Here is a 24,979-nt window from a genome sequence, read left to right on the forward strand (position 1 = left end):
GCAGGTGAAGGCGTCCTGCCCGCCGTAGGTCTTCTGCCAGTACAGTTCGCCGAGGCGATCCACGACTCGCTCCGTCCGGGTATCGGCCGTCCCCGGATCGAACCCCGCAGCCGTCCCACCGCCGTCGGCACCCCCGCTAATGTTGACGGCGGGTTCGTCTCCGTCCGCCGGGCTATCATCGGGCTCCTCGCTCATGCCCGACGAGAGGGACGGACTGAAGAAATGCCCTGCGGTCACCGGACCGTCGATGTCCGATCGGCTGTCCACTCTCGTGATCGGACCGTCGGAACGGCGGTCGGTGGGCAGGCCGGTCCCAGCTAGTCAGGAGCGATTGGGATTCGGGGACTCTTCCGCCGTCCACCCGCCGTCGGTCGCGTCTTTCCACTCGCCCATCCCCGATGGATCGAGGTGGATGTGCGTGTCGCCGACTGCCTCGAGCGCGCGGACGCGCTCGACGAGGTCTGTCTCGATCTCGTGGGCCTCTTTGAGCGTCAAGCCGCCGTCGACTTCGACGTGTGCCTCGACTTCGAGGACCGTGCCGTCGTAGTAGACGACGAGGTCGTGAACCCCTTCGACGGCGGGGTGTTCTCGGAGTCGGTCCGTGATCTCGGCGCGGTGGTCAGCCGGGGCGGCGGCGCCGGCCAGGTAGCCGACGTTTTCACGCGCGATCGAGACGCCCTGATAGACGACCAGGAAACTCACGAGGCCGCCGGCGATCGGATCGAGCGGTTCGTAACCGATCATGAGCCCGAAGATCCCGACGAAGGCGGCGATCGTCGTGTAGATATCGTTCCGGCAGTCGGCGGCGAGGGCGGCGAGTGCCGTCGAGTCGATGGTCGCGTTGACGCGCTCGGTGTAGCGATAGGTGGCGTACATGAGTCCCATCGCGAACGTGAGCGCGCCGAGGAGGACGTAGCTGAAGGTCGCACTCTCTCCCTCGAGGAGGCCTTGTGCGGATTCCAAAAGGAGACTTCCCCCGAGGACGACGATCGTCGCACCGACGAACAGCGCCGTCAGCGGTTCGATTCGGGCGTGGCCGTGTGGATGGGTGTCGTCGGGATCCTGAAACCGCGTATCGCCCCAGACGAGGACGACTACGCTCGCTACCAGATCGCCGACCGAGTGTGCCGCGTCGGCGAGGAGTGCGACACTGCCGAACGCGAGGCCGGCGATCCCCTCGACGACGATCTTCGCCGCGTTGCCGAGGACGTTCACCCAGGCCGCGCGGGCGAACCGCCGCCGATCGACAGCCTCGCTCATACCGGGACGTAGCGACGGGCTATGCTTCAGTGTTCCCGTCTTCGACCGCGAGTACGACCCGCGCGTCGGCGCCGTCGGCCAGCGCATCGATCAGTTCTCGATCCATGTCGCCCGCCGCTCGATCGGCGTCTAGCATAATTGTCCTGTCGTCGACGTAATCGCTCGTCCGACCAACGGCGCTTCGGTTGCTCTCGAAGGTCAGTCGTGGATCTCCCCGGCCGGTGATCGTCGTCTCGAACCCGCCGGCAGTGATGCTCATCGTGATCGTCGCGGTGGCGTCCTGACACGCGGCGACGAAGTTCGAACCGAACTCTGCCGGCGCGCGGTCGGCCTCGATCGCGAGAATACAGTCGCCCGCGGGCGTGAGAAAGTCGTCGGTCGAGACTTCGAACGTACTGGCGTGCTCGCCGCTGACGAGCTCGTGGCCGCGCGCGTGGATGACTTCTGTGCGTCGGTCGTCGTCGACTGCATCCGCCTGTTCGGTCATGTGTAACCGGGTGAGCGTCGGGCTGAAAACGGAATCGATGCTGGGGAGAACTGGCTCGCTGTGGGTTTGATGGGTGTGTGCGGATGATCCAGTACGAGCGTCTCAGACCAGACTCGCGCCGTCGAAGTCGCCTCGCCGATACTCGATGTCCATGTATTCGAGGATCGTCGGGGCGATGTCGAAGAGGTCGGCGTCGTCGATCTCGACATCCGGGTCGTCGATGTACAGCGACGTGTCGTCGAAGCTGTGCATCCCGTTTCGGGGACCGGTGTCGAAGACGGGGCCCTCGTCCGCAAAGCCGGACTTGAGGTCGAACCCGTTGGCGGGAATCGCGACGAGGTCGGGCGCGATCTCGTCGTGGTCGCCCCGGAACGCGGTCTCTTTTTCGACGACACGCTCGACGACCGGGTTACCGTCCGGCCCGGTGAGCGAGCGCAGTTGCTCGGCGAGTTCGTCGCGGACCTCGTCGTAGTCCTCGGACGAGACGGAGCCACGCGGTTCGCGTCCCTCGAGGTTGAGGTAGAAGCGACCGGGGATGAACGAGTACGCCCGTGTCTCGTCGGCGATGTCGTCTAACCCCTCGGGCTCGTCCGTTCGGTAGGAGAGCCAGCCCTCCTCGGCGAGCCACCGGTTGCAGTGGACTTCGTGGTCGAGGCTCGTAAAGCCGTGATCGGAGGCGACGACGAGCGTCACGTCGTCCGGAAGCATTTCACGCAGGCGACCGATGTACTCGTCGACGACCTCGTAGAATTCGAGGAACTCCTCGGCGTACTCCCCGTCGCGTTCGTAGTCCTTGAAGAGGAAGTGGTTGACCCGGTCGGTCGTCATGAAGACGCCCATGAAGAGGTCCCAGTCGTCTTCCTGGATGTAGTGTGAGAACGCCTCGAACCTGGCGTCGATCGTCTCGTGGGCGTCCTCGATGAACGCTGTTTTATCCTCGTCGTGACCGAGTTTCGGGTTCACGTCGATGCGATAGTCCATGGCATCGAGGTCTGCCTGCACGGAGCCCGGGTGACAGGCGGCGTCTAACTCCGGCGAGAGGAATCCCGAGACCATTCGCTGCACGTTTCGCTGCGGGGGAAACGTCACTGGGACGTTGAGCACCGTCGCGTTCCGGCCGGCGTCGGTGACCCGATCCCAGATGCGAGTCGCCTGGACGTCCTGCCCCATCGGAACGTACGTCTCGTACGTTCCCACTTCCCTATCCTGGAAGCCGTAGACGCCGGTCGATCCGGGATTGACGCCGGTCGTCAGCGCGGGCCAGCACGCGCTCGACTCCGGCGGAACGATACTCGAAATCTCCCCCGCGGTACCCTCGGCTGCGAGCGCGGCGAAGTGAGGAAACCGCTTGGGATGGTCGGCGAGGAGACTGTACGGCACACCGTCGACGCCGATGAAGGCGACACGGGGGTCGTCCTCCCCCCGCAACCGGTCGAAGAGGCCCATGGGAGACGGTAGTCTGACCGGATACAAGAAGGTTCGTCTCTCCACACTGTGTGCGAGAATAGTGCTGTCTGCGACGTCGGTGTTGTGTCCGAGAGCGGTGGGCTATCCGAGTATCGGCGGCCGAGCGTGTTGATTGGCGTTCGAAAACGCACTTTCCGTGCGCGTCGATCAAACGGTCGCTACTCCCGATCGGCGTCTGAGTCGTCCAGATTGGTCGGGACGACCGTCAGGTGGGCCATACCGGCGCCCTCGTCGCTGGGGGCCGTTCGCGAGTCGGGTTCGTGGGTCGACCGTGGGGACCGCTCACTGGTAGCCATACACGGTCAGGTACGCACGCACCACTCAAAAGATTACCCATGCTCATAATGCATGTGCCAAACGGTGGCGATAACTGCCGAGTATGTCGTCAGTTCGAGGTTCACACCGCAGTCGGTGGCGGAAATTGGTTGGGGACGGCACCGTGGCCACGTTCGGCCGTCGTCGAACACCAATTGCTAAGGCGATTCCGCCGCCACAGTTCGATCGATGGCACCACTCTCACCCGATCGTGTTCCGCTCGTTGCTGGCGTGCTGTCGGCCGTCTCGCTGGCCATCGTCTTCGCCGCGGCGGGTGGCTACGTTCCCTCGTCAGTCCTCCCCACGGCGCCGGAGGCCGTCCTGGCGGCGATCCCGACGGTCAACGTCCTCATCAGTGCGGTCGCGATCGTGACCATCGCCACCGGCTGGCGGGCGATTCGCCGCGGTCGCGTTCGGACCCACCGTCGAGCGATGGGGTCGGCGGTCGGGCTGTTCGTGACCTTTCTCACGCTGTATCTCTACCGGCTCGTCGTCACCGGCGGGGCCGCGTCGTTCGCCGGTCCAGACGAGATCTTCCGATTCGTCTACCTGCCCGTCCTGATCGGTCACGTCGGACTCGCGATCGTCTGTATTCCGCTGCTTTACTACACGCTCGGACTGGCCGTGAGCCACGACGTGCGTGGCCTTCGTGAGACGGCACACGCGAAGGTTGGCCGCGTGGCCGCATCACTGTGGATGATCTCGTTTTCCCTCGGCATCGTCGTCTATCTCCTCGGCAGGGTCGTCTACGGATAGACTGACCGACGTTCGTCGTGGAAAACTGCCGTCGACGGTAAATCGACCCCCGTCTCAGTCGTCGGCGCCCATCGCCTGTCCGTCGATCTCCGGCCGAGTCACGTCGCGATCCGTCGCTTCGCCGTCGATATCGTAGGGATACTCGCCGGTGACACAGCCGAGACAGAGGTCGGACCGGTCGGTCTCGAGCGCTGCGGCAACCGCATCGGTCGAGAGGTACGCCAGACTGTCGGCGTCGATCGTCTCGGCGATGTCGTCGACCGACTTGTCGCTCGCGATCAGTTCCTCGCGCGTCGCCATGTCGATCCCCATGTAACACGGGGCGACGATCGCCGGGGCGCCGATTCGCATGTGAACTTCCGTCGCGCCGCAGTCTTTGAGCAGGTCGACGAGTTGCGTCGAGGTCGTCCCGCGAACGATGGAGTCGTCGATCAGCGTCACGGACTTGCCCTCGACGGTGCTCTTGATCGGGTTGAGCTTCAGTCGGACCGCGCGCTCGCGCTCGTCCTGCGTGGGCATGATGAACGTTCGGCCGACGTAGCGATTCTTCATCAGGCCCTCGGCGAACTCGGGGCCACCGTCCTCATCGTCGCGTGGCGCGCCGTCGGCCGTCGTCTCGCCGGCCGCCTCGGCGTAGCCGCTGGCGAAGGCCCTGCCTGAGTCCGGTACCGGCATCACGACGTCGGTTTCGACGCCGCTTTCCGCCCACAACTTGCGCCCGAGTTCCCGGCGCCCGTCGTAGACGAGTGTCTCGTCGATGGTCGAGTCGGGACGGGCGAAGTAGACGTGCTCGAAGAAGCAGTGGGCCGTGTGTTCGCGCTCGACGAGTTGGTAGGAGTCGAACCCGGAACCGTCCTGTTCCAGGACGACGAGTTCGCCCGGGCGGACATCCCTGACGAGTTCGCCGTCGAGCGTATCGATCACCGCCGACTCCGAGGCGATGACGTAGCCGTCGTCCAGTTTCCCGATGCAGAGCGGTCGATTCCCCTCTGGGTCGCGCACGCCGAGAACGACGTCGTCGTGACAGATCGTGAGCGCGTAGGAGCCGTGGATCCGCCCCATCGTCCGTTTGACCGCTCGAATGAGGTCCGACTCGAGGAGGTTCCGGGCCAGATCGTGAGCGATCACCTCGGTGTCGCCGTCGCTCGTGAACGCGTGGCCGAGTCCGGCGAGTTCCTCGCGGATCTCGTCCGCGTTGACCAGGTTGCCGTTGTGCGAGAGGCCGAGTGACCCACTCTTGAACGAGACGGAGAAGGGCTGTGCACAGCCCTTGTCGACGCTCCCGGCCGTGGGGTAGCGAACGTGCCCGATGCCGGCCTCGCCGGTCAAGCCGTCCAGGTCTCCCTCGTCGAACGCGTCGCCGACGAGCCCCATCTCGACGTGGCTGTGCTGCTGGAAGCCGTCGTGAGTGACGATCCCGGCAGACTCCTGTCCGCGGTGTTGTAACGCGTACAACGCGTAGTACAGCGGCCGTGCCGCCGATCGGCCGTCGAGTGAGACGCCGACGACGCCGCACTTCTCCGTCGGTCCGTTCCGGAGGGGTGTCTCGCCCCGCCCGTCAGTCATACACACCGCTTGGGCCTCCACCCGATAAAAGACTCCGTATTTCGCCGTGGCCAGAGGCGGCGGAATTCGTCTCGACGTGAGATGCTCTGGCGCGCAGAACTACGTTCAACTGACTCGGAGTGATGGTCCTGTGCCGACTATCCGGCCTGCATCCAGCTTCGGCTCTGCATCGGGCGTCGAATCGAACGAACGAGAAAAACCGATCAGTTGTCGCCAGCTTTGCCTTCCCAGGCGTAGTCGCGGCGGGAGGCCGACTTTCCGAACCCACAGGCCGAGCAGCGCTCCTTCTTCGTGTGATAGGAAGCCTCACCGCATCGTCGGCACTTCACGTGGACGGTCTTGTTCTTCTTGCCTTGACTCGGGGTTCCTGAACCAGTCATGGATTGATCGAAACGACGTTATCGCCGCGTATAATCGTTGTGTCTTGACTCGACGTCTCCTCGTCGCCGTCGGCCGGTGCCGTCTCGCTGGTCGCCGTCCGCTCGGCCTCCTCGAGGACCAGATTCATGTGTTGATCGTATCCGGCGAGTTCACCGACGTATTCCGTTCCGGTTTTCAGATTGACGCGAACTCGGTCGCCGAGGGCGGCTTCGAGAACGTCCAGCGGTCGTCCACTCATACGAAAGAGGCCAGTCACGCCCCACTTAACGATATCGGTCGGCGCACCGATTGCCATCGCCGACTGCCTCGCTGTTTCTGCCGGCGTATTCCGTCACCCTCACTCTCTCGTGCCGTTTTCGATCGCGGTGTTCCGGACTCAGGTGTGAATCTCACTCCCACAGCTCGGGCAGTAGACGCTGTCGGCTGGAAGGTCGGTCGCACACTCCGGACACGTATCGGAATCCGTGTCGGCAGAAGCGTTCGAGCCGGTGGCACCCGCGTACTCGCCGAAATCGTCCGTGAAAATTCGTGTTTCCGTCCCCGACCCGTTCGCAGTCGGCCCAGATTCGGTATTCGCCTCACTGGTCGCTTCCTGCTCCTGTTCCTCCGTGTCGGCTGAGTTGGGCGACGACTCGTCACCTACTCGATCCGACTCGGACGGTGCCGAGGTCGATGCCGTCGACGCACCCCCGGTTGTCTGTGCCGCGTCGTCGGATGTGTTCGACGTTCCTTCGGCCGAGTCTGCGGCGTTGGCTGCGAACGACGAGTCTTCCGTCCCATCTGTCCCGCTGGACCCTCCCCGAAAGACCGATCGGTTGGAGCGGTCCCGAGTCGATCCGTTCGACCGTCCGGTCGTATTACTCGCGTGTGGACTCGACGGCGGTGGCGCCCCGCCAGAACGGTTGCGAACCGACGATTCGCCGGAGGCTCTCGACGAGGGCGTCGATTCACCGGACGGCCGGAGTCGGTCGAGCAGCGATCGATCCGTCTCGACCGGGAGCGACAGCCGGTCGGTGTCCGTCGATATCGTCCCTTCCCGGGTCGTGAGTCCGTACACGCTGCCGACGGTGATCGGGGCCAGCAGTAGCGTCGCCGGAACCTGCGGGATCCCGGTGGCGTCCAGGGTCGAAACGACCAGCGTCCCACCCGCGTTCATTCCCGCACCAAGCACCTGCTCGGTGATCAGCGAGACGAGTGCGAGCACGGCCGGAAGGGCGGCGATCGTGCCAATGTGCGACCCGGTCCGTTTCGCGTGATCGAGCATCGAGAACACCGCGATCGACCGAAAGACGAGCGCGTGGGCGCTGACGATGGCGATCAGGGCGATCCACCACGGCGCCGTGATCGAGCTCCCTGACGCGACGCCGTAGCCGAGAGCGCCGACGAACGCGACCAGCGGAATCGCACAGAGCTGTAGCGGAGCGAGTGAACCGAACGACCGGTCGAAGACGCCCTGGTAGAGTCGAACGACGACCCCACCCAGCGCGCTCAGCGAGCCGACCGTCGCGGCGACGACGGCCACCCGTAGGACAGACTGCGCGGTCGATCCGATGGCGAGCGCGTCGCCAACGAGCTCGATTCCCGACAGGACGCCGGCGGCGAGAAGCAACGCGAAGAAGACTGCCAAAAACGAAAGCGGGACCACCGCCACTTCGTAGAAACTGAGGGTGACGTGGGCACGCATGGCCCGTTCTGGAACGTCCATTCTGGGATGACATTGGACTTCTCAGATAAATAGTTTCGTGACCGGTAGTGAGTCGAAGGGAGATCCCAGTGAGTCATGGTTCTGACGTAACCCCCTCACTCGACGTGATTTTTTTGGTGGTGTGGTTTCTCACCCCTGGATTTCTCGCTTCTGGAACAGCTGTCTGACCCTCCCTGCTGGCCGCACTGGCAGCACGAAATTGCTGCGGGGTTGCACTCCGATATGTCAGGGCCTCGGGTGGATCAGCCCATCGGGTGGTATCGGGCGCCTCGTTGTGATGTCGGGGTGGCGAGTATGGCTCCGTACGGAGCGATATCACCGTTGTCTCTCCAAGCCGACTCCGGCGGAGCCGTTGTACAATATAAAGTGAGACGACAATACTTTTTTCTATAGTGACTGTGAACGCGTCTACCTACTATGTCAGATGATGCGACCCTGGAGTGTGTTTCCTGTGAGACGACGTTCGATCCCGCACCAAACGGTGGCTTCTGTCCGGACTGTGATACACCGCACCCGAACTTCGAAATAGCAACCGACGAAGTGAGTGAAGACGATGGATCGACTGGCGACGAAACCGACGAGGTGGCCGGTGACGCTGAAGGGGCCTCGACGGACGACGGTACGTCTGAGAGCGACGATTCCGCGTCGTCCGACTCGATCTCGTACTGTCCGGACTGTGGGACCGACATCGCCGATGCCGTGACCGACGGCGACGGGGATGGCGAACTCGACGCCTGTCCCGACTGTGGTCGGGCGGTCTCGACGGAATCATACTGTCCCGATTGCGGGACTGATCTCGACGAGGCCCGTGCGGCAGCCGCTGAAGCCGACGAGGCGGACGACGCGGAGGCGGACGCCGATTCGGCGGACGAAGCGCCAGACGCTGACGAGTCGGACGAGGTCGATGGCGAGAACGCCGATGCGGACGACGAAGACGACGAAGCAGGCGACGACGAAGCCGCCGACGCGGACGATACTGACGACGGAGACGCTGACGACGAGGCCGACGCGACACCGGTCACGCTCTCCTTCGGGGGCGAGTCGTACGACTTCGAGGACGGCGACACGTTCGGCCGCCAGGACGAGCCGTGGCTGGAGACGCTCGTCGACGAAAGCGGCGGCTCGGACGACGTCGCGTACATCTCGAGCGACCATCTGACGTTCTCCGTCGACGAGGACGGCGTCTACGTGACGGACACGAGTCGGAACGGAACAACGCTGAACGGAGAGGACTTAGACGGCGACGAAGCGGAACTCGACGACGGCGATACGCTCACGCTCGCCGAGCGGGCCGAACTCACCGTCGAACTGTAGTCACCATCGATCGCTGCCGAGACCGCCGTTCCTGTCGGTTCGTTGGCGGTGATCGTTCGCGGACGTGCCGTGGCCGACGCCACGTAGCACACGCTTCAGATTGCCGTGGTGTCACACTAACTGAACGCTCCGAAAAAGTTATCCGACGTTCCTGCCACGATATACCAGTCACAATGCCGACGCAACTATCAACGAAGGTGAACCGTCCGTACCTGCCGGAAGACGGGGGCGGAGTCACCTGCGAGTTACTCATCGAACCGGACGCGCAGGACCAGCCGGCCCAGCGCCACATCGCGCTCTGTGTCGATAGCAGCGGCTCGATGGCCTACAGCAAGATGGATCAGGTCCAGGACGCGACGAAACTCGTCTTCGGCTTGCTCAACGACGACGATTACCTGAGCATCATCACGTTCGACAACGAGGTCGACGTGATCATGGACGCGACACGATGGGGCGACATCGAGCGCGAGGAGGCGGAAGAACGCCTCGAAAACATCGAGACGGGCGGTGGGACCGACATCTACGCCGGTCTGGAAGAAGCGCGAAAGTCGCTCGTCGAACTGGACGGGAGCGAAGATATCTCGAAGCGCATCCTCCTGCTTTCGGACGGGCGCGACCTGCGCGCGAAGCCGCCGGATTTCGAACCGCTCGCGAAGGCGATCGCGACCGCCGGCATCTCCGTCTACTCCGCGGGGATCGGGACCAACTACGGCAAGGAGGTCATCCGGACCGTCGGCGAGCACTCCCAGGGCCGGTGGGCGCACGTCGAAAAGCCGACGGACATCCGCTCGTTCTTCGGCGATGTCGTTCAGGAGGCGTCGACGGTGCTCGCGAACAATCCGGAACTCGTCATCGACCCGATCGAGGGCTGTGAGGTCGGGATGGCCTTCCGTCGGCTCCCGCAGGTCCAGCAGATCGACCTCGAATACGAGGAGGACGGCTCCGTCGTCGTCGGCCTCCCTGACCTGCAGGACAGAGAACGACAGGAGATCGTCCTCAAGATGGACGCCCCGCCGGGAACGGTCGGCGACGAGCAGGTCATCGCCGACGTCGAACTCGACTCCGAAGCCGTCGACGCCTCGACCGCGCTCTCCGTGACCTACTCCGACGACGCGCAGGAACTCTCCCAGCACGAAACCGAAGTCACGCTCGCCTACCACGACACGGATCTCCGGACGCGAATCGCCCACGCCGACTCCCCGGGCGAACTCGAGGAAGTCCGTGAGAAGATCGACGAGACGGAGGTCATCACGGGCGAGACGGAGATCGCCGACGTCCTCCGCGAGAACGTCACCCGGATCGAACAGGGTGACGAGAGCGAAGCGCGAAAGGTACAGGAGAACACGACCGTCGTCTTCGACGACAGTCAGTTCAACTGAGCGTCGGCTCGAGACGGCCTCCCAATCACGACTCCTGTCCGGCTCGTCACCGTACTCGGCCACCCTGGCCAGCGGACGAGTCGGCCGGTGTCGACGGTCGGGTTGCGTCGTCGACGCCATCGCTGACGAGATTTCACGTACAACATGTCTGAACCATCAGCTGGAGACGAACTCGCCGGTCGGTACGAACTCGAGACGGAGCTCGGCCGCGGCGGTTTCGGCGTCGTATGGCGGGCGCGGGACACGACCGACGGGTCCCGGGTTGCACTCAAGTATCCGAACTACAAGGGGAGCGCTCCACCCGAGCTGGTCGATAAGTACTTCCAGCGCGAGCGGGAGGTGCTCTCCGACATTCGAACGGCGGGCGGTCACCCCAACATTATGGCCGCCTACGGCGTCGAGGAGGGCTTCGGAACGTCCGTCCTCGTCGTCGAACTGATCGAGGGCGAGGAGCTCGGGACGGTCGTCAGAAACGAAGATCCCATCACCGATCCGGACGAGGTCCGGGAAATCGGTATCGGGATCTGTGACGCCCTCTCGTTCCTGCACGATCACGACATCATCTACCGTGATCTCAAGCCGGACAACATCATGCTGGACGGGTCGTACGAGCCGAAACTCATCGACTTTACGACCGCGAAGGGGTTCGTCGCGGAGATGGGCGGCGCGGAGTTCACGAGCGGTACTCACTCCAACCCGTCGGCGAGTTCGGAAGGCGATTCGACGGTCCCCGGCGAGTTCAAACCGCCCGAATTGAATCGTGGGTCCGAACAACGACAGGGGCCGTGGAGCGACGTCTACTCCATCGGCAAGATCCTCTGCTTCCTCCAGGTCGGCTGGGTGCCGGACGACGACGGCGTCGCCCCACGGGACTTCGGGGTCGACGGCGCGCCGTATCTGGACGAGATTATCCGAACGGCGACCCAGCACGACCAGACCGATCGCTACCCGAACGCCTCGGTCCTGAAGCGGGCGCTGGAGACGCGTGACTCGACGATGCCGGCCCAGGCTTCGCTCTCGTGGCTCGGGCAGGACACGCGCTGGCGACTCAGCCCCGGTGACACGATCGGTCGCCGGACCCGGGACGGCCCCCGACCGTCGATCATGCTAAACGACGACGAGCACCGCGCGCTCTCGGCCGTTCACTGCCGGTTCGACACCGACGAGGACGACAACTGGGTCGTGATCGACACGAGTCTCAACGGCACGTACATCAGCAAGCGCGACGAGCGATCGTGGGACCGGCTCCTCTCGGAGACCGGCCAGGAGCGCCAGCGAGAGAAGGGCGAATCGATCCCGGCCGACCTGGAGTCGACGCGCCAGCTCGACGACGGCGACGTCATCGCGCTCGTCAGCCCGGGCTATCCCGAACGATTCTACGTTCAATTCAACATCTGACCGACATTATGGAACACGCGAGCACGGTAGACATCGGTAGACGAAAGCGCGAGGCAAACGGCATCAACGAGGACAGCGTGGCGACGACCGTCTTCGAGAATCACCATCGGGGAACGAGTCGATCCGTCGGCCTCTTCGTCCTCGGCGACGGCGTGGGCGGCGAAGCGAGCGGCGACGTCGCGTCGTTTCTGACGACGTCGGTCGTCAGGGCGCACTTGACGGAGGCGCTGCTGGGTGACGGAACCGATCGTCCCGAGCGATATGCGATCGACGCCTACGACGAGACGCCGCCGACTGTCTCAGAGACGGACGACGGCACGTCACCCCTCTCCGAATCGTGGATCCGGACGGCGATCCAGGAGGCCATCGACGAGGCGCACGCACACGTCCAGCAGTACGCGCGAGACGTCGGTGCACGGCCGGCGACGACGGTCGTGGCCGCCGTGTACGCCGACGGCCGCCTTCACTACGGCTGGGTCGGCGACAGTCGTCTCTACGTTTGCAACCGGGACCACGAGACGATCGAACAGCTGACGCGGGATCACGCTGTCACGAACGACCTGCTGGAGCGAGGCGAAATCGATCACGACGAACACGCGCGCGTCCACGAAGATGCGACGGCGATCACGAACGCGGTCGGCGGATCGGGCCACGGCAAGCCAAGCGTCGACGTGGAGTTCGGATCGGTTCCGGTCTACCGCGACGACGTGATCCTCCTGACGAGCGACGGACTGATCGACGCGTTTCCGGACATCGCGCCACTCCGGGCGGCCTACGAGGCGGCCACCGACACGGAGGCCGTCCGGGCCGACATTCGCGACACGCTCGTCACGGACGACGAGATTCGCGACATCGTCCTCGGTGCCGACGATCTGTCCGACGCGGTCGAGGAACTGATCGACTTCGCGAACGACCGGGGTGGCAAGGACAACCTCTCCATCTCGCTCGCGAGCGATCCCGCCGCCGCCGAGACGCCCGATCGACCGCCGGCGCGTGGTATCGAATCCGATTCGCCGGGACTCGTCGATCAGGAGACGGAGATCGAATCACCGCCCCAATCGACGTCTGCCGAGGATGGATCGGCCGGCGATGTGGACTCGACAGCGGCTACAAGCCCTGAAACGTCGGCGGACCCCGAGGCTTCGTCCGGCACCCCCGAATCGTCTGCTCCCTCGACTGCTGACGACGATCCACTCGTTCCCGACGAACACGTCGTGACGCTGTGTGACGGCGAGCCGCCGACGGCCGCGATCGCCGTCGTCGGTGAGGACCGGGTCTTCGAGGTCGGTGACGGCGTGACGATCGGATGCGTGACTGACACGGCGGACGACGGTCCGGACATCGGACTGGACGTCGGACCGGACGGGATCGTCGAACCGGCCCACACGACGATCGGGTACGACGAGGACGCCGACGCGTGGACGGTTCGCGATTCGAGTTCCTCCGGAACGTACGTCGAGGCCGCTCCCGGTGAATGGGTACTGTTGCTCTCCGCAGAGGGTGTCGAACTCCACCGCGAACACGGGTTCGACCCGGGTGCGGCGGCCGAGGAGGCGATCTCGGCGACGACGACGATCGAGGACGGAACGGCGTTTACGCTCCAGGATCCGCGCTCGACCGAGACGGTTACCTTCCAGTTCTTCCGCTCCGTGGCGGACGCCCGTGACAGACGGAATCGACCCGACGAGACGGGTGAATCGGCGTTCGAACAGTTCATCGTCTGAGATGGAGCCGATACCGGTTCACCAAGGTGAGTCGTGCGGATGAGTTCTGATCCGACGGGATCGGTCGTCGCCGACCGCTATCGATTGGAGGCTCGCCTCGATTCTGGCGGGCTCTCGACCGTCTGGCGAGCGACGGAGCTGGATCGAGACCGCCCGGTTGCCCTCAAGCGAGCGGACGACGCTATTCACGACCGCGAGCAGGTCAGGCGTCACTTCGACCGGGAACTCCGGTGGGTTCGTCGGTTCGCCGAGGCGCCGATCCCCGGGTCGCTCGTCCGCTTCCTCGACGGATCGACCACCGACGAGGGCGGGTTCGTCGTGACCGAACTGATCGACGGCGGGTCGCTCGCGGATCGACTCCCGACTGGCCGCTCCGGAACTGACCCGGTGCGATCACTCGCCGCCCCGATCTGTCGGGCGATCGCCTTCTTGCACGAAAACGGCGTGGTCCACCTCGACGTCAAACCGTCTAACGTTCTGCTTCGCCCGCAAGGAACGCCCGTGGTGATCGACCTCAACTCCGCCGCCGCTATTGAGGAGGGGACGTCGACGGTGTTTCATCACGATCCGTTCAAACCGCCGGAGCTGTCGCCGACGGATGTTCGTGACGACCCGGCGGGGCCGTGGTCGGACGTCTATGCGCTCGGCGTGCTCATCTGGGCGGTGCTCACCGGTGACACGGCCGCGGACGACACGGCAGCCAATGATCCGGCAGTTGGTGACGATGCGACAGCCAATACCCCAGTAGCTGGTGACGATTCCTCACGGATTGCGGACTGGACGCCGTTCGACCCCTGGGCCCACGGTGTCGACTGTTCGGCCGACCTCGCGACGGTCATCAGAACCGCGACCGAACCCCGGCCGGCGGATCGCTACGACGACGCCACCGAACTGCTCTCGGCGCTCGAACCGATTCTCGGACTTCCCGATCAGCGGGCGACACTAACCGACGAGGCCAGCGGAGTCAGCGTCTCCGTCCGTTCTGGCGACGCGATTGGTCGGACCGATGCCGATCGAGCGTCACCGGCGGTCGTCCTTCCCGACGTCGAGCGATATCTCTCACCGACGCACGCGACGATCGAGTGGACGCCAGGTGGCTGGCGATACGTGGACCGGAGCGTGAACGGGACCTACGTCGATATCGACGGCGAGTGGCGGTACGTCTGCGCTGCCGACGGGATCGAGCGCAGACGTGCTGCCGGGGAGTCGGTTCCGGATCGATCGCCGCCCGAGCACGTGTCACTCGAGCACGGCACCAGGTTTTCCCCCGTCAGTCCGGAGTACAGCCCCACCCTCACCTTTGGGGCAGATCGCTGAGCGACCGATTTTGGCGACACAACGGCTAAGTGCCCGACTGTGGACAGGCCACGTATGGGTGAGAAAACGTTCACTCTGTTGGAGTTGCACTTCGACGGCGAGTACCAGCTCGGTCCGCAGTCGCTCCCCGGGCTGGGTTCGAGTTCGGACGACTCACGGGAGGATGCCGAGACCGCGCTGCAGACCGAGCCCGCGGCCGAGGAGTCGGCCGACGACGGCCGCGGTCTGGGTCCGCTGGTCGTGGGGGCGGTCGCCATGATCGCCATCGCGGTCGCCGTTCGTCGATATCGACGTGACGAGTCCGAACCCGACTCGTTGGACGAGCGAGATGTCGTCGTCAACTGACCGCTGAGAGCCGAACCCTTTTGCCCGGTAGCTTCGTAGGTCGCGTGTGAATCTGTATCGGAGTGCTCGGGCGGTCGCCGGCGCCTCGGGCGAGCACGCGATCGACTGGACGGCGGCTGCCGAGGCGTCGAAAGCGCTGACGCCACCCGGTTCGCTCGACATAGACGAGGCCGACAAAGCGGGGTACAGGGCGGACGTCAGGGATGCCCGCCGGGAGATCGAACGAGTCGGCGGCGTCGACGTGGTGCTGCCCGACGCGATCGACGTCCACAACCGCCACCACTGGATCGACGCCAACGTCACGACCTTCGAGCGCGTGATGGCGCCAATAGAGCACGAGCTCGGGTCGTTTCCCGGTATCGCCAGGACGGTCAACACGGGAACGATGTCCGTCTTGCTCGGCTATCTCGGCCGGAACGTCCTCGGTCAGTACGACCCGCTGTTGCTCGCTGAGTCCGCCGATCGAACGCACGCGCTGTACTTCGTCCACCCGAACATCGTCCGCGTTGCCGAACAACTCGACCTCGATCGCGATCGATTTCGCCGCTGGATCGCGTTTCACGAGGTCACGCACGCGGCGGAGTTCGCGACGGCGCCGTGGCTGTCTGCCCACCTCGAACGCCACGTCGAAACGAGTCTGCGGACGCTTTCGTCGGGGTCGTTCGACGCGAACGCGTTCGAAACGCTGGACGTCGCGATGACCGTCGTCGAGGGCTACGCCGAACTGCTGATGGACCACGCGTTCGATCAGGAGACCGGGGACTTGCGGCGAAAACTCGACGATCGCCGCCAGGGTGGCTCCCCGCTCCAGCGCCTGTTTCGGCGCCTCCTCGGCCTCGGACTCAAACGTCGACAGTACGAACGTGGCAAGCGCTTCTTCGAGACGGTGGCCGAAAAGCGCGACCTCGCGTTCGCCGGTCGGGTCTGGAACGGCCCTGAGGCGCTGCCGACTGCAGCAGAACTGGACGCACCGTCGCAGTGGATCGATCGGATGGACGAGACGCTCTGAGGCTGACCGGCGTCGCTTGGCTTGGCACGTCCGTGTTCTGTCGTCGCGTGCTCTGTCCGGTCCGGCGGTCGGGGGCTATCGTCGCGATCCGACCGTGCAGAACCGGAAAAGTGGTACGTTCTCACATACCTGTCCTAAACGATTAGGCCATACTACTACGTGGTCATGATCTGTAGACAGAGACGGCACCAGTAGTGGGGTGCCTGCCTCTGACAGTGGCAGGGTACATGCCCTGCCGTTTTCTATCAACTGTGAGCGTGGGATATCGGTGCCGTTGGAGCGACAGTACGGGCATTCGTCGGAAATCGTTGTGGGATCGAGCTGGGGTCGTCGGGTGAGCGGCTGGTAGGCGCCGATCGCCAGCGCAATCACATGAATCCGCGATCGACGTCGTCAGCCTCGATGAGGTCGTCCAATTCTTCGTCGAGGACCGATTCGGCCGCTTCGAACCGGGCTGCGAGCTCGTCTAATTCCTCGGGCCGATCGAACTGATCGTACTCCATCGGTCCGAAGGCTGGACTCTCGAGTGCGTCCATCACGTCGTCGAAGAAGTCCTTCGGGGTGGTCGGCGCGTCACGGTGGGTTTCGACGACCGCCTGTAGCCGATTCGTCACCGTCTCGGCGTGATCTTCGTCGTCGGGCGGTTGCTGGACGGCGAATCGACCGTCGGCGTCGTCGGACGGCAGGAACGAGCCGAGTTCGTCGTCGAGCGATCTGGCGACTTCGGCGCCGAAGCCGCCAACCTCGTAGGGGTTCTTGGCGTACGTTTTGAGGAGGTAGACGCCGACCTGTGGGTGTGCGAGGTACAGGTCCTCGCCGACGCCGCCGGCCCGATCGCCGGCGATCGCTCGCCAGTCGGCCGGGGCTGCCGACTCGTCGCTGACGTCTTCGAGCAGGTCGTTCCACTCTCGAATCCGCATACTCCCACTTTCGACGCGGAGTGGATGAACGTATCGAATCCCGAGAAGCGAAGACGGCGCGGCGCGTACTCACTCGATCGTCGGGACGGGAACCGAGTCGAGGACGCCTTCGACGATGTGTGACTTTTCGACGTCGTTGACGGCTGCGTCGGGTGTCAGGACGAGCCGATGGGCGAGTACCGGCTGTGCGACGCGCTTGATGTCGTCCGGGGTCACGTACTCGCGACCCTGGAGGGTGGCGTACGCTCGCGAGGCCTCGAAGAGTCGCTGCGTGCCACGCGGGGAGACGCCGACGGCGACGCGGCCGTCGGTTCGCGTCTGCCGAGCGATCGCCGCGATGTACGAGAGCAGGTCGGGATCGGTGTCGATGGTCTCCGGTGCGAGCCGGAGGTCGCGAACGTGGCTCTCTTCGAACACCCGCTCTACGGTCGGACTCTGTGCATCTCGGCTCGCTCGCCGCTCTAGCAACTCGATCTCACCGGCTTCGTCGGGATATCCCATCGAGGTCTTGACGAGGAACCGATCGACCTGCGCTTCGGGGAGGGGAAACGTTCCCTCCTGTTCGACCGGGTTCTGCGTGGCGATCACGAAGAACGGTTTCGGGAGCTCGCGGGTCTCCCCGGCGACGGTCACCTGCCCTTCCTCCATGGCCTCTAAGAGCGCCGCCTGTGTCTTCGGTGGCGCGCGATTGATCTCGTCGGCGAGCACGATGTTCGCGAAGATGGGTCCTTCGGTGAATTCGAACGTGGCGTCGTTCTCGTTGTAGATGTGCGTGCCAGTCACGTCGGACGGAAGGAGATCGGGTGTAAACTGGACGCGCGAAAACGAGAGGCCGAGCGCCCTGGCGACGTTCCGGGCTGTCAGCGTCTTTCCCGTGCCGGGAACGTCTTCCAGTAACACGTGCCCGCGGCCGACCACTCCGACGAGGATGTCTTCGAAGAAGCGTCGATCGGCGACGATTGCTTCACCGATCGTCTCGAGAACGCGTTCGCACTCGTCGTGCGCCTGACTGGCGTCCATGTTGGTATCTCAATTCTTTCTCGGATAGTTTTTGCGATCCCCACGGAATCCCACCAGCCACGGCCGTTTCGGACCCGAATCGAAACCACTAAAATCACCCACCCGGTAGACGATGACGAGCCGAGATAGCCTAGCCCGGCCAAGGCGGCAGATTCGAAATCTGCTGTCCTCACGGACACGGGAGTTCAAATCTCCCTCTCGGCGCTTCTTCGCGAACAATGTGGCGAGCACCGCGTAGCGCGTGCTCGTCTCTGTGAGCGGAGAGCGCGAATAGTGAGTTTGAAGGAGACGAGTCGCAGCCCGGGACGCGAGCGGAGCGAGCGACCCGGAACGTCTCGGCGTGGTTCAAATCTCCCTCTCGGCGTTCTTCACGGCCCAATGCGGCGAGCGTAGCGAGCCACGGCGCCGTGAAAACTCGAACGGGGATTTGAATCAGGGAGGTCGCACGCTCGCGGACGAAGTGAGCGAGAACGTCGGACCGTGGTTCAACTCTCCCTCTCGGTGTTCCATCGTTTTACTGGACCGTTCCGACCCACTCCCGGCGGTGCTACATCGGTGCGTATCGACTCTCGGGATCGACGGGACTGCCTCTCACGTCTCGGTCAGTGAGAGCTGGTCCCCGACCTCGACTCCATCGGCGCTACCGGCGGGGAGTTCGACGATCAAATCCGCCTCGGCGCGGGCGATACCACGCCAGGGATGCAGGCGTTCGACGTGGGTGACGACGCCGTCTGCGATCCAGATCACGTCGAGCGGAACGAAGACGAACACCATGTGGATGGTGCGTGTCCGTCGCTCGTCGAACCGAAATGCGAGGCCGTAGTCTGCTGGAAGGGACCGACGAAACATCAGCCCGAACGCTTTCGCGAGGAACGAGTCCGCCGTTCGGACGGACGACGCGACGATCGATTGCGAATCAGTCGGCGGTTCGTGGACGAGCTGCACGCTATCCGGTGGGGATGGCCGCACAATAAGTACTTTGTCCGTCGTGTCTCCGCGACCGGGTTTCGTCAGTGGACGGGCTCTCTGACTACGAGCAACCGTCCCGGCGAAAACGAAGAAGCGATCGTGTTCTCGAATGTGGCGGGGGCTACCCGTCCAGGGAGAACGTTTCGTCTTCTTTGTCGCCCCAGGTGGCGTCATCGTCGGTCACGCCGGCCTCGGACTCCGTCGAATCAGTCTCACTGTCGTTCGGTTCGTCGGACGTGATCGACGCCGACTCGTCGGTTTCATCGTCGGTCGCGTCCGCCTCGTCGTCCGCCGGTTCGCCGAACGAGAACGTCTCGTCCGCGTCTTGGTCGCTACCGGCATCGTCGTCATCGTCGGTAGATCCGTCGTAGTCGAGGTCGACGACGGACGCGTCCGCAGGGGCGTCAGTTTCGAAGCGGTCGAGTGCTTCCGAGAGCGCCATCGCCTGTTCGGTCAGGTCGTTCGCGGAGTTCGAAACCTCGGTCATCGCCGTCGTCTGCTCTTCGGCCGCGGCGGCGACGCCTTCGGCCTCGGTCGTCGTCTGCTCGGCGATCGACGCGACATCGTCGATCATCGCGACGACTTCCTCGGTGGAAGCCGCCTGCTCTTCCGTCGCCGCGGAGATCTCCTGCACCCCGTCGTTGGTCTCCTGGGCGTACTCGGCGATCTCCTCGAGTGCGTCGACGGTTTCGGTCACCAGTTCGCCGACACGTTCGATCTCGTCGCTGGTTCGTTCGACTTCGTCGGCGGAGCGTTCGGTCTGGGTCTGGATACCCTCGAGCTGGTCGTCGATCTCTTCGGTGGCCTCCTTGACGTCCTGGGATAGTTCCTTGACCTCCGCTGCGACGGCCGCGAAGCCGCCGTCGTCGTCGCCGCCGGCGGAGCGGGAGGCTTCGATGTTCGCGTTCAGCGCGAGCATGTTGGTCTGCTCGGCGATCTCGCCGACGCGTTCGACGAGGTGGTCGATCTCGGCGACGTCGTCGCGCAGTTGTGCGAACTCGTCGACGACCGACTCGCGTTCGTCTTCGAGCGTCTCGACCGCGTCGATCGCCTCTCGCGCCGCCTCTCTCCCGTCGCGTCCCGTCCGGGCGGTCCGTTCGGCGACGTCTGCGACCTCGTTCGAGGAGGCAGCGATCTCCTCGGTCGTCGTCGAGAGGTTGCTCATCTCGTTGTCGACCGATCGGAGCGACTCGTACTGCTGGTTCGCGCCGTCGGAAATCTCCTGGACGGATTCGCTGACCTGTTCGCTGGCCGAGCGGACCTCCTCGCTCGAGGCAGTCACCTGTTCACTTGCCGTCGCGACCTCGGTTGCGAACTGGTTCAGGCTCTCGACGGTCGCCTCGATCTCGGTCAGCATGTCGTTGAAGTCCTCGCCGATCTCCTGCATGGTCTCGTTGTCCGTCGCGGACGAATCCATGCGGACGGTGAGGTCGCCGTCTGCGGCTTCTTCCATCACGTCGCAGTAGGAACTGGCTGCAGATTGGAGCTCGTTGTTGAGCTGTTGAACACGTTCGCGCTCCTGTTCCGCTTCGGCCCTGGCGTTCTCGGCCTCCAAAATCTGGGTCTTGAGGTCGTCACGCATTTCCGCGAACCCGTCGTACAGGCGGCCGATATTGTCGATCCGCTTGGTCTCGAACTCGACGTCCAGGTTACCGTCCTCCATCTCGGCGACCTTTCCAGTCAGGTTGTCGATCGACGTCGCCGTATTGCGGCCGACCACGGCGCCGATCAGGACGATAAAGAGAATTCCGGCGATAGTAGCGTAGATGCCGTACTTATTGACCGTGCTGACGAACCCGAACGCTTCGTCGGTCGAGGTGTGGACGAGTACCGTCCACCCCATCTCCGTCGTGTGGTACGACCCGACGAATTCGTCGTGGGTGAACCCGTGCGGATCGTCACGAATCGACGCGCTCGCCTGCTGTTTGACGACCGTCGCCCCGCCCTCACTCTCACCCGACATGGCACGCGCAACCCACTCCTGGTTGCTCTCGTACGGTTGTAGGAACACGTTTTCCATGTACCCGGTGTTGAGCGCGTCGCTTCCGCTCCCGGTGAACGTGTCGTCGAGTACTATCTGTCGATCCTGGTTCAGCGCGACGACGGTCGTCTCACTACCCGTGTTCTGTCCGAACTGACCGGAGAGCTCCCGAAGATCGTACGTAATGATCATCGCAACGTCATCCGGATACTGTTCGGTATCCTGGTGCCCGATCCGGATGTAGTACGAGACGACCGGCGTCCCTCCGGACGTGTACGCATCCGTGTAGGATGGTGTTTGTGCCGACATGTCGGCCGAGAGTTGTTCGCTCGGGAACTGTATGTCGGACAGTGATTGGCCGTCCGAGGTCGTCGTAACCAGCTCGCCGGAGCCGATATCAGCGATATGAAGACTGTGGACTCCCTCGCCGAGTTCGAGTTCGAGATTGGAGATCCGATTTGACATCTCAGCTTTCGTCCCTTCCTCGATAATCGGCGTGTTGGAGTTACTTTCGATCGTTCGCAGGTTTTTCTCGTGCCACGTATCGATCGTCGATGCTTCCTGGGCAGTCAGCGCCTCTTGATCTTCTAGAGCGTTGTCCTGGACACTCTCGGTAATCATCGACGTGCCGAGAAAGCCGATGGTTCCGACGGCGAGCCCGATAACGAGCAGGACGACCGCGAACTTTGCTGCGTAGCTTTGTCTCAACGATTTCGGTATCAAATTTCTCATCTGTTGTTTCATTTCTTCCCCCCGTGCATACGAAATGCAGGTTCGTTTGGGGAGGAAAGTGTTATGGCCATTTTACTGGTTCGATTGTCTATTATACCAGCCCTCTGACCCTATTGGCCGGTTTTGAGGCCTGACACGGCTGGGGGCCGGCTGTACTCGGGTTCTGGTTGCGAGGGCCGGTTAGCGAATGAATCACATCACTCAATTTGCTCGGGCGACAACGACAGGCGATGAGCCACACGCCTAACGGGACGCCCGTTGGTGTCGACGATCCGTACGACTACGTCGACCGCTGTGACTACCTCACGGACGACGGTCGGTGTCGCTACGCGATCGAGCACGCCGCTCAGGATCCGTCGTTCGCGCGTAATCGGCGTGCTGAGGACTACCGGTGCCTCGCCGTCTCGCCGTCTGAAACGGACGCGGGCTCGGACGCGATCGAGTGGCGTTCCTGTCCGCACTTTCGGTGTCGAAATCGCGATCGCGAGTGCAGTCGGTGTGGACTCGAGGAACGACGGGAGGCACACGCCGATTCACGACCGTTGCTCGAAGAACACCACCTCTCCTACGCGTCGGAGACGGACGCAACAACGGATCAACCCTCTCACGAGATAACGATCTATCTCTGCCGGTGGTGTCACGCGAAGATTCACAATTCGTGGGCCCGGGTGGCCGACGAGGTCAATCCGGATCCCGAGGCGCTCGCGGCGCGTGAGGGGCGCCGAAGCCGTGAACGGGCGGAGTTCGCGTTCGAATCGGCGGCGGACCGGTACGACACCGAGTGATCGAGGACTCAGCCGACGATATCACCGATCCGTCTCGGTTCTCCGGTGAGTTCCGGGTGCTCGGCGACGATCTGTAGTACTTCGTGGTCGGTCACGTCGTAGTACCGTTTGTCCGTGGCGTCCTCGATGAGCGCCTTCTCGAGTCGGAACTCTGTCCCTTCGTACACGACATCCACGCCGTCGTCGTCGAACGCGAGTGAAGTCATCGGTGGCGCTACGCCCGGTCGGCACAAAAACGAGTCGACTGGGTCCCAGTTTGCGTCTGCCACCCGTCTGACGGCCGTTTATTAGGGTTCGGCACGCGGGTTTCGGTTGTGCCGGGACACGGAGCGCCACTCGACGAACTCGTCGTTCCAGACGGGACCGAAGCCCAGGAGCGCGATCTGGTTACCGACGGGGACGTCCTCCTCGGGACGCGGTCGTCGGTCGAGTTCGGCGTCCGTGGCCGAAACGTCGTCGCGAGCGAGGGAGTCAGGTTCGGTGGCGCCATCGAAGCGGACGGCGATTGCCGCCTGGACATGTGGAGCGACGTCGCCGAAAGCGTGCTCGTCGGCGGCGACGCCTACCTCGGTGAACGCGTCCACATCGGTGGCGAACTCATGGTCGCGGGGGACTTAGACATCGGCGACGATGTCGACATCGAAGAAGGGTTCGAGGCCAACGGCTGGATCGTCATCCGGAACCCGATGCCGACCATCGTGTTCCTGTTTGTCTATCTCAAACACCTACTCGTCGTCGGGGACGAGGACGCCGCCCAGCGACTGATCGACGAACTGATCGACGAGGACACGGCGGACGAGCCGGAGGCGGAACCGCTCGTCGTCCCGGCGAACGGAACCGTAAGCGACGACGCCTGGCGGGTTTCGACGCCCGCTCGGATCGGTGACGACTGCCGATTACACGGAAACATTCGGGCCGAATCGATCGACGTCGGCAGTGACACGGAACTCTACGGGAGTCTTCGTGCCAGGGGCGACATCCACATCGATCGGAACACGATCGTCCACGGCGACGTAACGACGCGAGACGGCTCGATCACGCTCGCCGAGGGAGTCAGAGTGCTCGGCGATATCTCCTGTGGCGAACTCGAACTCGGGAGCGACACCGTCGTCGACGGCGTCATGCGCGCGGCGGGCCAGATCACGATGCAGAACGATCCGCGCCCCGAGGCGGATTGAACGCCCGTGTCGTAGGTTCGAGTTCGGTAGCAGGTGCTGGTTCGTCCGATAGCGGACGTTGATTGGATTTCGATAGCGACAGCACCGAGTCGTGTTCCACAACTCGTTGCTAAATCGCGTTCGATTGGTGGGTTTCCTGGTCCGTCTTCGCAAGTGTCGCTCGAGCGTGGGATTGCAACCCTCATCGAAAACAGTCAATATTGTGGTACATTTGCCGCCAGAACCTGTCTTGGATGCCGATTGTCACCCCCGCATCTTATTACCGATTCCTTCGATAGGGAAACACGAGCATGGGACGAGTGACCGTGGAACGAATGCGAGGTGTACCGTGCGGTCGGTAGTCCTGACCAAGGGTGTCCCGGACTTCAGCGAGGGGGCCGTCTCCTTCAACGAGGAGGGACACCTCGAACGTGGTAAGACGCCGACGGTGATGAACCCGAACGACGCGTTCGCACTACAGGCAGCGCTGCAGACGCGCGTCCGTCACGGGGGCCACGTCTCGGTCATGAGCATGGGCCCGCCCGGCTACAAGGAGGTGCTGGGTGAGGCGATGGAGTCGGTCTACGCCGACGACCTGTACTTGCTGTCTGATCGTGAATGCGCGGCTGCGGACACCTGGGCGACGGCGATCACGCTCAGTGCCGGTCTCGAGACGTACCAGGAGGAAGTCGGCGACATCGACCTGGTGTTCGCGGGCTTCAAGACGGCAGACGGAGAGACCGGCCACACCGGTCCGCAGACGGCCTGGGCGATGGAGTGGCCGATGATCACGCACGCTCTCGCGCTCGACATCGAACCGGAGGCGGGTCGTTTGCGTGCCAAACGGCTCGTCGAGGGCGACGTCGACGAGATCGAGACGGTCGACGCGCCGGTGCCGAGCTTCGTCGTCGCGGATCCGGAGTTCGAACCGTCCTACCGGAAGGCCGCTCACCGCCTCGAACACTGTCTCTTATACACATCTCTGAGCGGGC

24 protein-coding genes, 1 tRNA gene and 1 pseudogene are annotated in these 24,979 nt (G+C 63.8%); 12 read left to right on the plus strand and 14 right to left on the minus strand.

Annotation, left to right across the window (positions count from 1 at the left end):
* The 5 genes and pseudogenes from C479_RS14860 to C479_RS16605 all read right to left on the minus strand — a co-directional run.
* A pseudogene (locus C479_RS14860) lies at positions 1–195 on the minus strand (endonuclease III domain-containing protein); the annotation flags it as partial.
* 126 nt (positions 196–321) lie between these two features.
* The gene (locus tag C479_RS14865) at positions 322–1,260 is read right to left on the minus strand and encodes a cation diffusion facilitator family transporter (protein WP_007704362.1); all 939 of its coding nucleotides are present in this window, start codon (positions 1,258–1,260) and stop codon (positions 322–324) included.
* A gap of 19 nt (positions 1,261–1,279) precedes the next feature.
* Positions 1,280–1,747 (minus strand): DUF371 domain-containing protein, encoded by a 468-nt coding sequence (locus C479_RS14870; protein WP_007704364.1) that lies wholly within the window; start codon positions 1,745–1,747, stop codon positions 1,280–1,282.
* 102 nt (positions 1,748–1,849) lie between these two features.
* A complete protein-coding gene (locus C479_RS14875) occupies positions 1,850–3,193 on the minus strand; it encodes an alkaline phosphatase family protein (protein WP_007704366.1) in 1,344 nt (447 codons plus the stop codon).
* Positions 3,194–3,372: 179 nt separating this feature from the next.
* The gene (locus tag C479_RS16605) at positions 3,373–3,510 is read right to left on the minus strand and encodes a hypothetical protein (RefSeq protein ID WP_049907421.1); all 138 of its coding nucleotides are present in this window, start codon (positions 3,508–3,510) and stop codon (positions 3,373–3,375) included.
* 208 nt (positions 3,511–3,718) lie between these two features.
* On the opposite strand from C479_RS16605, the gene C479_RS14885 reads away from it, so the two are divergent.
* On the plus strand, positions 3,719–4,285 hold the full coding sequence (locus C479_RS14885; protein ID WP_007704380.1) for a DUF420 domain-containing protein: 567 nt from the start codon (positions 3,719–3,721) through the stop codon (positions 4,283–4,285).
* Between the two features lie 54 nt (positions 4,286–4,339).
* On the opposite strand, the gene purF is transcribed toward C479_RS14885, so the two are convergent.
* The 4 genes from purF to C479_RS14900 all read right to left on the minus strand — a co-directional run bounded on the left by purF (position 4,340) and on the right by C479_RS14900 (position 7,937).
* On the minus strand, positions 4,340–5,851 hold the full coding sequence (purF, locus tag C479_RS14890; protein WP_007704382.1) for an amidophosphoribosyltransferase: 1,512 nt from the start codon (positions 5,849–5,851) through the stop codon (positions 4,340–4,342).
* A 203-nt stretch (positions 5,852–6,054) separates the two neighbouring features.
* Positions 6,055–6,231 (minus strand): 50S ribosomal protein L37e, encoded by a 177-nt coding sequence (locus tag C479_RS15910; protein ID WP_007704383.1) that lies wholly within the window; start codon positions 6,229–6,231, stop codon positions 6,055–6,057.
* Positions 6,228–6,470: an LSM domain-containing protein gene (locus tag C479_RS14895; protein WP_049907423.1), complete on the minus strand. Its 243-nt coding sequence runs from the start codon at positions 6,468–6,470 to the stop codon at positions 6,228–6,230. Before C479_RS14895 ends, C479_RS15910 begins: the two co-directional genes overlap by 4 nt.
* A 138-nt stretch (positions 6,471–6,608) precedes the next feature.
* Positions 6,609–7,937: a hypothetical protein gene (locus C479_RS14900; RefSeq protein ID WP_007704386.1), complete on the minus strand. Its 1,329-nt coding sequence runs from the start codon at positions 7,935–7,937 to the stop codon at positions 6,609–6,611.
* Between the two features lie 417 nt (positions 7,938–8,354).
* Between C479_RS14900 and C479_RS14905 the strand changes: the two genes are divergently transcribed.
* From C479_RS14905 to C479_RS14935, 7 genes are all read left to right on the plus strand, one after another.
* Positions 8,355–9,251 (plus strand): FHA domain-containing protein, encoded by an 897-nt coding sequence (locus C479_RS14905; RefSeq protein ID WP_007704389.1) that lies wholly within the window; start codon positions 8,355–8,357, stop codon positions 9,249–9,251.
* 173 nt (positions 9,252–9,424) lie between these two features.
* Positions 9,425–10,630: a vWA domain-containing protein gene (locus C479_RS14910; protein ID WP_049907425.1), complete on the plus strand. Its 1,206-nt coding sequence runs from the start codon at positions 9,425–9,427 to the stop codon at positions 10,628–10,630.
* A 144-nt stretch (positions 10,631–10,774) separates the two neighbouring features.
* Positions 10,775–12,028 (plus strand): serine/threonine protein kinase, encoded by a 1,254-nt coding sequence (locus C479_RS14915; protein WP_007704395.1) that lies wholly within the window; start codon positions 10,775–10,777, stop codon positions 12,026–12,028.
* Positions 12,029–12,036: 8 nt separating this feature from the next.
* A complete protein-coding gene (locus C479_RS14920) occupies positions 12,037–13,752 on the plus strand; it encodes a PP2C family protein-serine/threonine phosphatase (RefSeq protein ID WP_007704403.1) in 1,716 nt (571 codons plus the stop codon).
* 39 nt (positions 13,753–13,791) lie between these two features.
* A complete protein-coding gene (locus C479_RS14925; RefSeq protein ID WP_007704406.1) occupies positions 13,792–15,069 on the plus strand; it encodes a serine/threonine-protein kinase in 1,278 nt (425 codons plus the stop codon).
* A 54-nt stretch (positions 15,070–15,123) separates the two neighbouring features.
* Positions 15,124–15,414 carry a hypothetical protein gene (locus tag C479_RS14930; RefSeq protein WP_007704408.1) on the plus strand — a complete coding sequence of 97 codons (291 nt, stop codon included), beginning with the start codon at positions 15,124–15,126 and terminating at the stop codon, positions 15,412–15,414.
* Between the two features lie 46 nt (positions 15,415–15,460).
* Entirely contained in the window at positions 15,461–16,423 is a 963-nt protein-coding gene (locus C479_RS14935; protein WP_007704410.1) for a zinc-dependent metalloprotease, read from the plus strand.
* 368 nt (positions 16,424–16,791) lie between these two features.
* On the opposite strand, the gene C479_RS14940 is transcribed toward C479_RS14935, so the two are convergent.
* A complete protein-coding gene (locus C479_RS14940) occupies positions 16,792–17,343 on the minus strand; it encodes a hypothetical protein (RefSeq protein WP_007704411.1) in 552 nt (183 codons plus the stop codon).
* Positions 17,344–17,412: 69 nt separating this feature from the next.
* The gene (locus tag C479_RS14945) at positions 17,413–18,363 is read right to left on the minus strand and encodes an AAA family ATPase (RefSeq protein WP_007704413.1); all 951 of its coding nucleotides are present in this window, start codon (positions 18,361–18,363) and stop codon (positions 17,413–17,415) included.
* 119 nt (positions 18,364–18,482) lie between these two features.
* Here C479_RS14945 and C479_RS14950 point away from each other — a divergent pair.
* Positions 18,483–18,567: transfer RNA gene (locus C479_RS14950), tRNA-Ser, on the plus strand.
* A 387-nt stretch (positions 18,568–18,954) separates the two neighbouring features.
* On the opposite strand, the gene C479_RS14955 is transcribed toward C479_RS14950, so the two are convergent.
* Both C479_RS14955 and C479_RS14960 read right to left on the minus strand, forming a co-directional pair.
* Positions 18,955–19,308, minus strand: a complete 354-nt coding sequence (locus C479_RS14955; RefSeq protein WP_007704415.1) for a DUF192 domain-containing protein — start codon at positions 19,306–19,308, stop codon at positions 18,955–18,957.
* A 145-nt stretch (positions 19,309–19,453) separates the two neighbouring features.
* Positions 19,454–22,057 (minus strand): methyl-accepting chemotaxis protein, encoded by a 2,604-nt coding sequence (locus tag C479_RS14960; RefSeq protein WP_007704419.1) that lies wholly within the window; start codon positions 22,055–22,057, stop codon positions 19,454–19,456.
* A 218-nt stretch (positions 22,058–22,275) separates the two neighbouring features.
* Between C479_RS14960 and C479_RS14965 the strand changes: the two genes are divergently transcribed.
* Positions 22,276–22,830 carry a DUF7097 family protein gene (locus C479_RS14965; RefSeq protein ID WP_007704428.1) on the plus strand — a complete coding sequence of 185 codons (555 nt, stop codon included), beginning with the start codon at positions 22,276–22,278 and terminating at the stop codon, positions 22,828–22,830.
* A gap of 8 nt (positions 22,831–22,838) precedes the next feature.
* Here the strand turns inward: C479_RS14965 and C479_RS14970 are convergent, their stop codons facing one another.
* A complete protein-coding gene (locus tag C479_RS14970) occupies positions 22,839–23,036 on the minus strand; it encodes a DUF5800 family protein (protein ID WP_007704431.1) in 198 nt (65 codons plus the stop codon).
* A 108-nt stretch (positions 23,037–23,144) separates the two neighbouring features.
* Here C479_RS14970 and C479_RS14975 point away from each other — a divergent pair, with 108 nt between their 5' ends.
* Complete coding sequence (locus C479_RS14975; RefSeq protein WP_007704433.1) at positions 23,145–24,008, plus strand: hypothetical protein; 864 nt, start codon at positions 23,145–23,147, stop codon at positions 24,006–24,008.
* A gap of 328 nt (positions 24,009–24,336) precedes the next feature.
* On the plus strand, positions 24,337–24,979 hold a 643-nt coding region (locus C479_RS14980), incomplete at its 3' end, for an electron transfer flavoprotein subunit beta/FixA family protein (protein ID WP_007704435.1).

It is taken from the genome of Halovivax asiaticus JCM 14624 (genome assembly GCF_000337515.1).
GTDB classification, from domain to species: domain Archaea; phylum Halobacteriota; class Halobacteria; order Halobacteriales; family Natrialbaceae; genus Halovivax; species Halovivax asiaticus.